Source organism: Arthrobacter sp. P1_H7 (genome assembly GCF_056405215.1).
On the sequence record NZ_JBFUCO010000001.1, the window covers coordinates 32,538 to 44,937 of the forward strand.

13 protein-coding genes are annotated in these 12,400 nt (G+C 67.4%); 4 read left to right on the forward strand and 9 right to left on the reverse strand.

The genetic code is table 11. The annotated features are described in order from the left end of the window. Positions 1–6: 6 nt before the first annotated feature. The 9 genes from AC1DXI_RS00155 to AC1DXI_RS00195 all read right to left on the reverse strand — a co-directional run bounded on the left by AC1DXI_RS00155 (position 7) and on the right by AC1DXI_RS00195 (position 8,293). Positions 7–126, reverse strand: a complete 120-nt coding sequence (locus tag AC1DXI_RS00155) for a DUF6893 family small protein (RefSeq protein WP_018772298.1) — start codon at positions 124–126, stop codon at positions 7–9. Beyond that, positions 123–1,664 (reverse strand): hypothetical protein, encoded by a 1,542-nt coding sequence (locus AC1DXI_RS00160; RefSeq protein WP_476936963.1) that lies wholly within the window; start codon positions 1,662–1,664, stop codon positions 123–125. The genes AC1DXI_RS00155 and AC1DXI_RS00160 overlap by 4 nt, the downstream gene beginning before the upstream one ends. Continuing rightward, on the reverse strand, positions 1,661–2,302 hold the full coding sequence (locus AC1DXI_RS00165; protein ID WP_476936964.1) for a DUF6084 family protein: 642 nt from the start codon (positions 2,300–2,302) through the stop codon (positions 1,661–1,663). The genes AC1DXI_RS00160 and AC1DXI_RS00165 overlap by 4 nt, the downstream gene beginning before the upstream one ends. Then, positions 2,295–3,035: a DUF5947 family protein gene (locus AC1DXI_RS00170; protein WP_476936965.1), complete on the reverse strand. Its 741-nt coding sequence runs from the start codon at positions 3,033–3,035 to the stop codon at positions 2,295–2,297. The genes AC1DXI_RS00165 and AC1DXI_RS00170 overlap by 8 nt, the downstream gene beginning before the upstream one ends. Positions 3,036–3,078: 43 nt before the next feature. Further along, the gene (locus AC1DXI_RS00175; RefSeq protein ID WP_476936966.1) at positions 3,079–4,053 is read right to left on the reverse strand and encodes a NifU family protein; all 975 of its coding nucleotides are present in this window, start codon (positions 4,051–4,053) and stop codon (positions 3,079–3,081) included. 6 nt (positions 4,054–4,059) lie between these two features. After that, entirely contained in the window at positions 4,060–5,853 is a 1,794-nt protein-coding gene (locus AC1DXI_RS00180) for a nickel-dependent hydrogenase large subunit (protein WP_018772303.1), read from the reverse strand. Between the two features lie 25 nt (positions 5,854–5,878). After that, positions 5,879–6,937 (reverse strand): NADH-quinone oxidoreductase subunit B family protein, encoded by a 1,059-nt coding sequence (locus AC1DXI_RS00185; protein ID WP_476936967.1) that lies wholly within the window; start codon positions 6,935–6,937, stop codon positions 5,879–5,881. Between the two features lie 55 nt (positions 6,938–6,992). Continuing rightward, positions 6,993–7,898, reverse strand: coding sequence for a hydrogenase nickel incorporation protein HypB (hypB, locus tag AC1DXI_RS00190; RefSeq protein ID WP_476936968.1), 906 nt, complete (start codon positions 7,896–7,898; stop codon positions 6,993–6,995). A gap of 65 nt (positions 7,899–7,963) precedes the next feature. Further along, positions 7,964–8,293 (reverse strand): hydrogenase maturation nickel metallochaperone HypA/HybF, encoded by a 330-nt coding sequence (locus AC1DXI_RS00195; protein WP_018772306.1) that lies wholly within the window; start codon positions 8,291–8,293, stop codon positions 7,964–7,966. A gap of 230 nt (positions 8,294–8,523) precedes the next feature. Here AC1DXI_RS00195 and AC1DXI_RS00200 point away from each other — a divergent pair, with 230 nt between their 5' ends. The 4 genes from AC1DXI_RS00200 (at position 8,524) to AC1DXI_RS00215 (ending at position 12,399) form a co-directional block, all read left to right on the forward strand. Beyond that, a complete protein-coding gene (locus tag AC1DXI_RS00200) occupies positions 8,524–9,423 on the forward strand; it encodes a ParA family protein (RefSeq protein WP_018772307.1) in 900 nt (299 codons plus the stop codon). Positions 9,424–9,467: 44 nt separating this feature from the next. Beyond that, on the forward strand, positions 9,468–10,346 hold the full coding sequence (locus tag AC1DXI_RS00205) for a segregation and condensation protein A (RefSeq protein WP_476936969.1): 879 nt from the start codon (positions 9,468–9,470) through the stop codon (positions 10,344–10,346). Next, positions 10,343–11,005, forward strand: coding sequence for an SMC-Scp complex subunit ScpB (scpB, locus tag AC1DXI_RS00210; protein WP_476936970.1), 663 nt, complete (start codon positions 10,343–10,345; stop codon positions 11,003–11,005). The genes AC1DXI_RS00205 and scpB overlap by 4 nt, the downstream gene beginning before the upstream one ends. A gap of 110 nt (positions 11,006–11,115) precedes the next feature. Beyond that, a complete protein-coding gene (locus AC1DXI_RS00215) occupies positions 11,116–12,399 on the forward strand; it encodes a pseudouridine synthase (protein ID WP_243179547.1) in 1,284 nt (427 codons plus the stop codon). Position 12,400: the final 1 nt, after the last annotated feature.

The window sequence follows — 12,400 nt, forward strand, 5'->3', positions numbered from 1 at the left end:
CGGGCCTCACATGCTCCGCATGCGCACGTAGCGTTTGATGTCCGGAATTGAACGCAGGCCGACGACGGCTGCCGCCAGGCCCGCGGCCAGCAGGAGCACGACTGTCATGATGCCCAGAGCTTTCATGGTGATGGTTCCTTTCCGTTGTCCGGGGCCGGTGCCGCGGCGAGCGGCACGAGTTCCTCGGGGGCGAAATACAGATACCGGCCGTACCACTCCTGCAGTTCGGCGGCGGGGTCGGCCTCGAGGACCACCGCGACGTGCGTTCCGCCGTCGACGTCGAAGTGGACTCCGGTGACACGTCCCGCCTTACCGGCGAAGAAGAGGTCCTGGGCGTCGGCGCGGCGCAGCGGAACAACCCGCACCCGGCTGCCGCGTGAGATCGGGACGCCGTCGATGAAGACGGTGTCCGATTCCGGATCCACGGCAGCGTCCCGGGCGGGATCCCACCACGGCGTGCCGGCGTCGGTGCCCGCGTCGGCGCCGCCGGGAACTGAAAACTCGGGAACGGAGAACTCAGGAACGGAAAATTCCTGATAGTCCGGGACTGAGGGGCCAGGGAAGCCGCCGCCTCCGATCCTCCCGGGTCCGCGCGGCTCCGCCAGTTGCACGGCATCGTGCGGATTCCGCAGGATGCCGTGCAGCTGCTCGAGTTCCTCTGAGGTCATGTTTTCGCAGCGTTCGATGATTGCCGCGGCCCGGGCATCGGTTGACCGGGCTTCCGCCTTTTCCTCATCGGTCAGGGTGAGCACCCGCAAGGTCAGGATTTCATCGATCTCCGTCGCATCGAACAGTTCCACGGTACTTTCCGGTGCCACCGCCGGATGGTCATAAAGGATGATCGGGGAAAGGAGCAGGACATCACGCTGCCCCTCGGGGCCGGCGAGCACGGGCCAGCAGCGGTGCTGGCTGCACGAAGCCGCCGCCTCCGCCGCCCATCCCGGCGGATCGATCACCGACAGGAAGTCGGCATCGTGGACGGCGAGCAGGACATGGGCTCCGATGAACGAGTACTCGATCGCAGAACGCTTGTCGGCGGTCGCTGCCGCCGCGTTCTCCACCGTGACCCTGAGCCGCCACAGCGGACCGTGGGCCGGCTCGGTTGCGGCATCGGCTTCGGCAGCCCGCCCCGGCGCCGCCACTTGCGTCGCCATCAGGCGCACCTCGCCACGAAGATCCCGGCGCCGGCGCACGAGCCTGCCGGCGGTGGTGCCGGCGGAGTCCAGCACGGGCTCGATGTCCTCGCTCGCCGGCACGTTGACCTGGGCGCACACGCCCGCGGCGAGCTGGCCGAGACTGTACGGCCCGAGGGTGATCTCCTGATCCGTTGCCTCGTCCCAGCTGAGCCACCGGGAAGCGCCGACGGTGAGTTCGTCGACGGGCGTGAAGCCGCCTTCATCCGCGCGTTCGGCGGACCGTCTCTGGAGGTGCAGGAAGCGCAGATGCACGTCGACCCGGGCGGCGGGTCCCGGCTGGAGGAGGCAATCCGCTGCCATGTCCGGCTCTTCGCCGGCACCGGACTCTGCCGCGCCCGGCGGCCCGAGCACCCCGAACTGCCAGCGGGCCTGGTTCTTGGCGGAGGAAGCGCGGTAGGGGTACAGGAGGTACCCCTCGTAGAGGACGGCATCGGCGACGGCGCGTGCCAGACTGAGCCCGGTGTTCACGGTACCGGGTCACCCGCCCCGGCCAGCAGCCCCTCGATTGCGGCTTCCCAGGAAATCAGGCCGTGGACCGCCTTGTACCTGGCCAGGGCCGCGAGGACGTCGCGGTCCAGACGGATCCACCCCTGGTTCGGGAAGAATGCGTTCATCAGCGAGCGCCAGGCCGCCACGGGCAGGTCGTACCTCGATTCCCGGTCCCAAGGAACCTGCTCGACGCCGAAGCCCGCCGAGCCGCGCGTGAAAACCGTCCCGGAGAAGAGGAACTCGAGCGGAACCGTCCCGTCCCGCAGCGAGCTCAGGTATTTTGCTGCGGCGACCTCGAAGTCGAACGTGCAGGGCAGCGGCAGGTCAACGTCGACGCTGTCCGCAAATCCCTGGACCAGGACGCCGCTGTGCATCCAGATGAAGGGCCTGAGCGTGGTGGGCCACCGTCCGCGGCTGCCAAAGAGTTCCAGCAGCCCGGCTTCCTCGTCGGCGTTGTAGCCGCGGCGCTGGGCCAGGATCCGCACCTGGCACCGCAGGGCCATGGCATGGACGGCGGCGCCGCTTTTCTCCTGGACCCGCAGGCGAGCGGTCAGCTGGGGTGCGGCCGCATAGGGCTCCGGGGCGATGTCCAGCACGCTGAATTCGAGCTCAACCATGGCGTCCCTCCGGCTCTGCCGCGGCGGGGGCGGGCCTGCTGCGGCTGCTGATCCGGTCGAAGAATCCCGCGAGCTCCTGGCGGGACTCCTGGCCGCCGTCGAAGCCCTTCCACACCCGCCGCAGGCGGCCCACCAGCTCGTAGCACGCATCGATGGGGACCAGGTGGCAGTCCGCCCGTTCCCGGTCGGGGCCGGGGGAGCGGATCAGCAGGGCCTCCGTGTCAGGGGCGAGCACGGTGATGGCCGGGTTGGCCGCCTGGACCGAGGCCCAGGCGTCCAGGGGAAGTTCCGACTCCGTGGCGCCGGCAGGGCTCGGATAGAAGGCGGCAGTCCGGCCAAGGGCCGAGTTGAAGAAGAAGAAGGCCAGCCCCACCGGGATTTCCAGCTCGTCCCACTGGGCCTGGCCGAGCTCGAAGGGTTCGAACGAGAGGTAGCGGTCGGGGACGGAACGGTAGCGCAGATGGGCCGACGAGTCCGTGAACAGCAGATAGCAGGGCCGGCACGTGCACAGCAGGGAGCGGCTCTCCAGATCCACCACGTGCTGGTGGGCGTCCGGGATGGGCTCTGCGCACATCTCGCAGCGCTCGCCGGCAGTCTGGGCCGGGCGGGTGGAAGCTATCCGGCGGAGCACGGCGAGCGCCGATGCGCTGTTGGCTCCGGTGCTGTTGATTCCGGCGCTGTTGATTCCGGCGCTGCCGGCCGGCTGGTTCCCGGTTCCCGTTGGCGCCGTCATGCCCGGCTCCGTTCCCGTGCCGCGGCGTTCATGTGCCGGCCTTTCACAGCGGGTCCGCGGTGGTGGGGACGGCCACCGAGGGAACGCCGTCGCGGAGCAGCAGCGGGAGGGGATCGAGATGCAGCCCCTTGTCCTCGAGGCAGGCCCCGGCCTTCCGGACGTCGAAGTGGCTGCGGCAGTGCGGGCAGCGCAACAGCCCCCCGCCCACGGGGGCCGCCAGCGCCCGCTGCAGCGAGGCGCCCGGCATGGAGTGGGTGCACCGCGGGCAGCGGTCCACGAACGCGTAGACGTCCGGGCCGATCCGGCACGTGAGCACTTCCACGCCCCCCACCAGGAATCCCGCCACGGCTCCGGACTCCAGCTCAGCGAGGGCCGGGACCGCCTGCCACGTGCCTGAGGCCGGCAGGCCGGCGTCGGGGACCGCCCAGTCCGGCGCGGCACTGCGAGTGCCGGCGTCGGGTGGGCCGCCCAGCCTGTCCAGCCGCGTGCGCAGGGCGCCGACCGGGATGAGGGCGGGAACGGCGGCGGGAGCCGCCTCCTCCACTTCGATGCCGGTCACCTCGGGCGCCGCGGATTCGATCGCGTCCTCGACGGCGAGCTTGAGCGTCACTGACGACGACGGACAGCCCTGGCAGCTGCCCAGCAGCCTCAGCCGGACGACGCCTTCTTCGCTGATGTCGAGCAGTTCCACGTCCCCGCCGTGCGAGCCGAGGTAGGGCCGGACGGAGTCGAGGGCGCCGGCGACCCTGCCGGGCAGGTCTACGGGGTGCAGCCCGTGGATCAGGAGCAGGCCGGACACCAGCGGGTCGGACGTGAGGGCGGAGACCGTTCCGGGCCCGAGCACACCCTGTGAATCGAGCACGTGCAGGATTCGTTCCAGCCCGGCGCCGTACAGCTCCGTCACCTGCCGGACGAGTTCCTCTGCCCGCTCCCGGGCCACCGGACCGCCGGAGCCCAGCGCGTCCAGGAGGGAACTGATCCGTTCACCTGCCGAGCCCAACAGATTCTCCCGGTCCATGGCGGGCTACTCACCGGTGAGCGACTGCGTGGGGGAGTGCAGCAAGTCCAGCGTCTGCCCGTCGCCGAGGTACATGTGGACGCCGCACGGCAGGCAGGGGTCGAAGCTGCGGACGGTGCGCATGATGTCGATGCCCTTGAAATGATCGCGGTCGTTCTCCTCGAAGATGGGCTGGCCCTGCACCGCGTCCTCATACGGGCCCGGTGTTCCCTCGGAATCGCGCGGGCTGGCGTTCCACGGCGTCGGCGGATAGGGATGGTAGTTGGCGATCTTGCCGTCGCGGATCACCATGTGGTGCGAGAGCACGCCGCGGACAGCTTCGGTGAACCCGCAGCTGATGGCTTCCTCCGGCACCTCAAAGGACTCCCACGTCTTGGTGCGGCCGGCGCGGATCTCCTCGAGGGCCTTTTCGGCGAAGTGCAGTGCGGCGGCGGCCGCGTAAGCCTGGAAATAGGTCCGGGCGCGGTTCCGCTCCAGCGTGTTGCTCCACTGCGGGATCTTCCATTCCAGGGTCACCGGGCCCTTCAGCGCAGTCTTGGGGAGCTCGATCTGGACGCTGCTGCCCGTTGACTTGAGGTAGCCGGTGTCGACGAACCCGGCAAGGGCGGTCGACCAGAGCCGGGCGAGCGGGCCGCCACCGGTATCCAGCGCCAGGTTGCTTTCGCCGTCATTCCACCGCGGCGACATCACCCAGCTGTACTTGTCCTCGAGGTCGCGCTTCTGCGGCCGCGGGTTGGTGTGCTGGTTCCAGGGATGCCGGCGGTCCACCGGGTTGCCCAGCGGATCGCGGGTGACGAACATTTCCTGGTCGCCCCAGTCCTCGTAGTAGGACGAGCCCAGCATGATCCGGATCCCCAGATTGATCCGCACCAGGTCCGTGGTCACGAGTTTGCCGTCCACCACGACGCCGGGGGTGACAAACATCTTCCGGCCCCACTCCGTCATGTCCTTGTAGGCGAAATTGCAGAACTCCGGATCCTGGAAGGACCCCCAGCAGCCCAGCAGGGTGCGCCGCAACCCCACCTGCTCGTACCCGGGCAGGGCAGCATAGAAGAAGTCGAAGAGGTCATCGTGCATCGGTACGACCTTCTTCATGAACTCCACGTACCGCATGAGCCGGGTGATGTAGTCCGTCATCAGCTGGATCGTCGCCACGGTGCCCACGCCGCCGGGGTAAAGCGTGGAGGGATGGACATGCCGTCCCTCCATGAGGCAGAACATTTCCCGGGTCATCCGGCTCACCTGCAGCGCCTCGCGGTAGAACTCCCCGGTAAACGGGTTAAGCGAGCGCATGATGTCCGCGATGGTGCGGTAGCCGTGCTCGGCGGCGTGCGGGGCCGGGGTGTTCTCGGCTTTGGCCAGCACCGACGGGTTGGTTTCGGAGACCATCTTCTCGCAGTAGTCCACGCCGACCAGGTTCTCCTGGAAGATGTTGTGGTCGAACATGTACTCGGCAGCCTCGCCCAGGTTGACGATCCATTCGCCGAGGTGGGGCGGCTTCACCCCGTAGGCCATGTTCTGCGCGTAACAGGAACAGGTGGCGTGGTTGTCGCCACAGATTCCGCAGATCCGGCTCGTGATGAAATGAGCGTCCCGGGGGTCCTTGCCGCGCATGAAGATGGAATAGCCGCGGAAAATCGAGGACGTGCTGTGGCATTCCACCACTTGGTTGTTCTTGAAATCGACCTTGGTGTAGATGCCGAGGCTGCCGACGATCCTTGTGATCGGGTCCCAGGCCATCTCCACCAGGTTCTCGCCCGCGGTACCGTCCGCCGAGGGCATCGGAATCGTCGACGTCATTGCATTGCCTCTCTGCCTAGGGTCCCTACCAGGTCCGCTTGGCGCCGGTCAGCAGATCATTACCGGGTTTGCGCCAGCGGGGTTCCTGGTCCAGCGTGTGCTTCGTGATGTTCCGCAGTGTCCTGATGGTCCTGCCGTACGGCATGACTGACGCGGTCGACAGCTTGCCGCCGGGAGGTTCGTCCATGAACGGCATGAATTTGTCCGGGAATCCCGGCATCGTGCAGCCGATGCAGATGCCGCCCACGTTGGGGCAACCGCCGATTCCGTTCATCCAGCCGCGCTTGGGCACGTTGCACTTGACCACTGGTCCCCAGCAGCCGAGCTTGACGATGCACTTTGGGGACCCGTATTCGGTGGCGAAGTCACCCTGTTCGTAGTAGCCCGCGCGGTCGCATCCCTCGTGCACCGTCTGGCCAAACAGCCAGGTAGGCCGGAGCGCCTCATCGAGGGGGATCATGGGAGCCTGTCCGGTGGCCTGGTACAGCAGATACGTCATGGTTTCGGACAGGTTGTCCGGCTGGATGGGGCAGCCCGGGACGCACACGATCGGGATCCCGGCCTTGGACCGCCAGTCATACCCGAGATAGTCGGGCACCCCCATGGCCCCGGTGGGGTTCCCGGCCATGGCATGGATGCCGCCGTAGGTCGCACAGGTCCCGGCGGCGATGATCGCCGTCGCCTTGGGCGCCAGCCGGTCCAGCCACTCGCTGGTGGTGATCGGCTGTCCGGTGTCGAGGTTGTTGCCGAAGGCCGCCCAGTAGCCGCCCGCGGCGTGCAGCTTCTCATTCGGGATGGACCCCTCCACCACCAGCACGAACGGCTCCAGCTCGCCGCGGTCCGCCTTGCGGAACCACTCGAGGAAGTCGTCGGCGCCTTGCTGCGGGCCGCATTCGAAGTCGATCAGCGGCCAGTGCATGGCAATCTTGGGAAGTCCGGGGAGCGCCCCAAGGGCTATCTCCTCGACGCTTGGCTGGGTTGCCGCCGTCAGGGCCACGGAGTCACCGTCGCAACTGAGTCCGGCATTGATCCACAGGACGTGGATCAAGGTTTCTTCCGCTTTCAATGCAGTAGCTGTAGGCATCGTTGCCTCCTTCGGAGCCCGCCTTGTGGCTGCGGCTCGAATGTTGCGTCAACGGTCAAACGCGTAGTCCGCCAGAGCGCGGCGCACTCCCGGCGGCAGCCGTCGCCAGGTGGGGATTCTTCCGGATCCACTCCAGCCAGCCGTCCATGCCGTCGCCGGTGGTAGCTGACAGGGTCAGGACGTCGACGCCGGGATTGAGCAAGCGCGCTTGGCGCACGCAACGCTCGACGTCGAACTCCACATAGGGGAGCAGGTCTGCTTTGTTGATGATCACCAGGTCGGCAGCCAGGAACATGTGGGGGTATTTCTGCGGTTTGTCATCGCCCTCCGTAACTGAGATCACGACGACCCGGGCCGATTCGCCGAGGTCGAACAATGCCGGGCACACCAGGTTGCCCACGTTTTCGATGAAGAGTGTCGATCCGGGGACCGGGTCCAGCTCACCCAGCGCCCGCTGCAGCATCCCGGCGTCCAGGTGGCAGCCTGCTCCGGTGTTGATTTGGATCACCGGCCGCCCGGTGGACCGGATCCGGTCGGCGTCCAGCGAGGTCTCCTGGTCACCTTCAATGACACCGATTTCCAGTTCGCCGGCCAGTTCCCTGATGGTCCGGACCAGGAGCGTGGTCTTGCCGGCCCCGGGGGAACTCATGACATTGAAGGCCTGGACGCCGCGTCCTTCCAGCCAGCCCCGGTTCCGTGCAGCCAGGAGGTCGTTCTTGGCGAGAAGGTTCTCCTCAAGGGAGATGAGGGTCCGTCCTTCCGCCGCGGGGCTGTGCCCGGCGTCGGCTGTCCCGGGGGACTGGAGATGCTGATGGCCGTGATCGTGCTCGTGATCGTGGGGATGGCCGTGATCGTGCTCGTGATCGTGGGGATGGCCGTGATCGTGCTCGTGATCGTGGGGATGCGGATGTTCGTGCGGGGCTGCAGCAGCGTGCGCAGTGTCGTGCACAATTTCGTGCACAGTTCCGTCGAGGTCCGAAATTCTGGGGCCGGCGTCGTCGCCGCATCCGCACGTCGCACACATGTCTACGCAACCTCCACCGAGGTGACCAGGAGTTCCCGGCCACTGACGACTTCGACATCGGCACTGCCGCAGGGGCAGAGCAGAAACATGTCCTCAAGGACGAACTCGTCGCGGCAGCTGCGGCACCTGGCCCGGCCCTCGGATTCATCGATCGTCAGGGTTGCCCCGGCCAGCGGCGTGTCAGCTGACACGACGTCGAAGCAAAAGCGCACGGCGTCCGGGAGGACGCCGCTCAAGGGTCCGATCCGCAGGTTGACGCCCGTCACGGAGCGGCCACCGGTCCGGTCCAGGACCGCCTCCACAAGACTTTGCGTGATCGAAAGTTCGTGCATGAGCCGCTGCCACCTCGTCGTTTCAATGTAGGCCTGCGGGGTACAAACTTCAATATCTCCGGGGCCGCCGGAGCGCGGGCCCGCCTGCCTGCTTCAGCCCCCCGCTGCGCGCCTGCGGGCCTCGCCCTTGGCGCCCCCCGGGCGTGGCCGGCGGCCCCCCCCCGTCCGGGAGCCCGGAAGCGGCAAAATGAAGCACGACAATCACCGTCATCGAAAGTGTGGATAGATACGTGAGCAGCGAACAGGGTTCAGCAACTCTGGAAGGCACCGAACTCGATCTGGAAGACGCCGTCATGGGCCCCACCGGGCGGCCCCAACGCGACTTTCCGGAGCCCGCGCCGCTGTCCTCCCACGGTCCTGCGCGGGTCATCGCCATGGTGAACCAGAAGGGCGGGGTCGGCAAAACCACGTCCACGATCAACCTCGCCGCAGCCCTGGCCGAATACGGCCGCCGCGTGCTCCTGGTCGACTTCGATCCGCAGGGCGCCCTGTCCGCCGGCCTGGGCACCAACCCGCACGAGCTCGACCTCACCGTGTACAACGTGCTGATGGACCGCAAGGTGGACATCCGCGACGCCATCCAGAAGACCGGCGTGGAAAACGTGGATCTGCTCCCGGCCAACATCGACCTCTCCGCCGCCGAGGTACAGCTGGTCAACGAAGTGGCCCGCGAACAGGTGCTGGACCGGGCCCTGAAAAAGGTCGAGGACGACTACGACGTCGTCCTGATCGATTGCCAGCCCTCGCTCGGCCTGCTCACCGTCAACGCGCTGACCGCCGCCCATGGCGTCATCATCCCGCTGATCTGTGAATTCTTTGCCCTGCGCGCCGTGGCGTTGCTCGTGGAAACCATCGACAAGGTCCAGGACCGCCTCAACCCGCGCCTGCAGGTCGACGGCGTGCTCGCCACGATGTACGACGCCCGGACCCTGCACGGCCGCGAGGTGATTGCCCGCCTGGTGGAGGCCTTTGGCGACAAGGTCTTCGAAACCGTCATCAAGCGCTCGATCAAATTTGCCGACGCCACGGTCGCGGCCGAGCCCATCACTACCTACGCGGGCAACCACGTCGGTGCCGACGCCTACCGCCGCCTGGCCAAAGAGCTGATCTCGCGCGGCGGCGCGCCCTAGCCAGGGTCGTGGCAGGCGCCTTTTCTCCGCCAGCGAATCTCGACATGCCAGCGGAGCTCGACACGCGCGCGGAATCCGCGCGGGCCGCGGGGCCGGAGGGCCCAGCAGAACCGCGCGTCAAAAAGCCCGGATTCGAAGTGCGGCTGGCCAACTTCACCGGCCCGTTCGACCTCCTGCTCGGCCTGATCTCCAAGCACCAGCTGGACATCACCGAGGTGGCGCTGTCCACGGTCACTGACGAATTCATCAAGTACATCAGGGGCCTGCAGCAGCTGGGGGAGGAGTGGGCCCTGGATGAGGCCAGCGAATTCCTGGTGATTGCGGCCACCCTCCTGGACCTCAAAGCGGCCCGGCTGCTGCCCGCGGGCGAGGTTGAGGACGATGAGGACATTGCCCTGCTGGAGGCCCGGGACCTCCTGTTCGCCCGGCTGCTGCAGTACAAGGCCTTCAAGCAGGTGGCCGGCATGATCGGCTCCACGCTCGAGCTTGAGGCCCGGCGCTATCCCCGGCAGGTTGCCCTTGAGGGGCACTTCGCTGCCCTGCTTCCGGAACTGCTGTGGCGGCACACCCCTGCCCAGTTCGCCTCATTGGCCGAGGCGGCCCTCAAACCCAAGGAGGCAGCCCCCACCGAAGTAGGCCTCGCGCACCTGCACGGCGCGCCCGTCAGCGTCAAGGAACAGGCCGAGCTGCTGGGGAACCGGCTGCGGCTGGGCACGCCGCTGAGCTTCCGGGCCCTGATCGCCGACGCCGAATCCACGCTGGTGGTGGTGGCGCGGTTCCTGGCGCTGCTGGAGCTGTTCCGCGACCGGGCGGTGGGCTTTGACCAGCTGCTGCCGCTGGGGGAGCTGACGGTGCACTGGACGGCCGATACCCAGGGGTGGAGCAGCGAAAACCTGAGTGAAGAATACGAGGACCAACCGTGAACGAACGACTCCCCGACGCTGCCCGCGAGGCCGGGCCGGACGTCGCGAGCCTGCCAGGGGGCGCCCGCGCGGCCCTCGAAGCGGTCCTGATGGTGATCGACGAACCGGCCACGGCCCAGGCCCTGGCAGCCGGACTGAACCTGACGGTCGACGTCGTCGAGACCCTGCTGGCTGAACTGCAGCGGGAGTATAACGGTTATACTGTTAATGCCCCGGATGTGGACGATGCCAGTTTGAACGGCTTCAGCGCCACCGCCCGGGGTTTTGAATTGCGGAATATCGCCGGAGGCTGGCGGATCTATTCCCGCGCTGAATTCGCCGAGATCGTTGGCGACTTCGTGCTGGAAGGCCAGACAGCCAGGCTGACGCAGGCGGCGCTCGAAACGCTCGCCGTCATCGCTTACCGCCAGCCCGTATCTAGGGCGCGGGTGTCTGCAATTCGAGGAGTCAACGTTGACTCTGTCGTGCGGACGCTGACGCAGCGGGGGCTGATCGAGGACTCGGGAACCGATCCTGAATCCGGAGCAATCCTGTACCGCACGACGTCGTATTTCCTGGAGCGAATGGGAATCGGCTCGGTGGCGGAATTGCCACAGCTTTCACCCCACCTTCCGGGGCTTGAAGGCATCGAAGAGTTTTACGACGCTGGAAGAATGTAGGCAGGAACAACTGCCTGCGCACGAGTATCCACTAGGGCAGAATCATTTTGCCCAGTCGGCGGGTGTTGTCGGGAGACAGCGGCCGTCGGCCAACAAACGAAGGACGGGTCATGACACAGGCGGGACGCCAGGGTTCACCACGTAACAGTTCGGGACGTAACAGTGCCGGACAAAACTCAGCGCAGGGCTCAGGCCGCGGCGCACAGGGCGGTTCGGGCCGCAGCGGCGGAGCCGACTACAAGGGCGGCGCGGGCCGCAGCTCCCAGGGCGGCGCCGGCCGCAGCGGCGGAGCCGGCTACAAGGGCGGCGGAGACCGCCCCTTCAAGCACCCCAAGCCTCGCGAAGAGGCCTTTATCGATCCGGACCTGCAGGGTCCCGACGGCGCGCCGTCGACTGCCCGCCCGGCTTCCGCTGACTGGAAGTCGAAAGCGCCCTCCGGCAAGGAGGCAGCCCGCAAGGCAGCCGCCCGCAAGCCCGGCTTCGGCAAGGCTCCCGGCACTCCCGGCGCCCTCAAGCCCAAGCCGCGCGTGGGCGCCGGAGCGGCCAAGGCCACCGGTTCCCGCGCCTTCGGCAGTGAACGCTTCGGCCAGAACCTCGGGCCCGTGCGCAAGCCGGCCCGCAAGCGCGGACCCCGCGCCGAGGTGCCGCAGTCTGAGCTGCACGACGCCGACGGCACCCGCCTCCAGAAGGTCATGGCTTCCGCCGGCGTCGCCTCACGGCGGGTCTGCGAGGAAATGATCGCCGAGGGCCGCGTCGAGGTCGACGGCCAGGTGGTCACCGAACTCGGTGTGCGTGTCGACCCGAAGACGGCAGTGATCCACGTCGACGGACTGCGCATCCAGCTGGACGAGAACATGGTCTACATGGTCTTCAACAAGCCCAAGGGCGTTGTCTCCACCATGGAGGACCCGGACGGCCGTCCGTGCATCAGCGACTTTGTCCGCAACCACCACGGCGAACGCCTTTTCCACGTGGGCCGGCTCGACGTCGCCACGGAAGGGCTGCTGCTCCTGACCAACGACGGCGAGCTCGCCAACCGCCTGACGCACCCGTCCTACGAAGTGCCCAAGACCTACCTCGTGCAGGTCCGCGGGCCGTTCCCGCAGGGCGTGGGGGCCGAACTCAAAGGCGGCGTCGAACTCGAGGACGGCATCGCCTCGGTGGACTCCTTCAAGCTCGTCGACTCAACTCCCGGCCACGTGCTGATCGAGGTCGTGCTGCACTCGGGCAAGAACCGGATCGTCCGGCGCATGTTCGACGCCGTCGGCTTCCCCGTGTTGCGCCTGGTGCGCGTCAAGGTCGGCCCCATCGGGCTCGGCGACCAGCGCCAGGGCAGCATCCGCAACCTCGGCAAGCAGGAAGTCGGCCACCTGCTGGCCTCCGTGGGGCTGTAAG

Excerpts from the sequence above, each read along its gene's own strand:
- AC1DXI_RS00155 (WP_018772298.1), bottom strand. The coding sequence starts at position 126 with ATGAAAGCTCTGGGCATCATGACAGTCGTGCTCCTGCTGGCCGCGGGC.
- AC1DXI_RS00165 (WP_476936964.1), bottom strand. The coding sequence starts at position 2,302 with ATGGTTGAGCTCGAATTCAGCGTGCTGGACATCGCCCCGGAGCCCTAT.
- AC1DXI_RS00170 (WP_476936965.1), bottom strand. The coding sequence starts at position 3,035 with ATGACGGCGCCAACGGGAACCGGGAACCAGCCGGCCGGCAGCGCCGGA.
- AC1DXI_RS00175 (WP_476936966.1), bottom strand. The coding sequence starts at position 4,053 with ATGGACCGGGAGAATCTGTTGGGCTCGGCAGGTGAACGGATCAGTTCC.
- AC1DXI_RS00180 (WP_018772303.1), bottom strand. The coding sequence starts at position 5,853 with ATGACGTCGACGATTCCGATGCCCTCGGCGGACGGTACCGCGGGCGAG.
- AC1DXI_RS00185 (WP_476936967.1), bottom strand. The coding sequence starts at position 6,937 with ATGCCTACAGCTACTGCATTGAAAGCGGAAGAAACCTTGATCCACGTC.
- AC1DXI_RS00195 (WP_018772306.1), bottom strand. The coding sequence starts at position 8,293 with ATGCACGAACTTTCGATCACGCAAAGTCTTGTGGAGGCGGTCCTGGAC.
- AC1DXI_RS00205 (WP_476936969.1), top strand. The coding sequence starts at position 9,468 with ATGCCAGCGGAGCTCGACACGCGCGCGGAATCCGCGCGGGCCGCGGGG.
- AC1DXI_RS00215 (WP_243179547.1), top strand. The coding sequence starts at position 11,116 with ATGACACAGGCGGGACGCCAGGGTTCACCACGTAACAGTTCGGGACGT.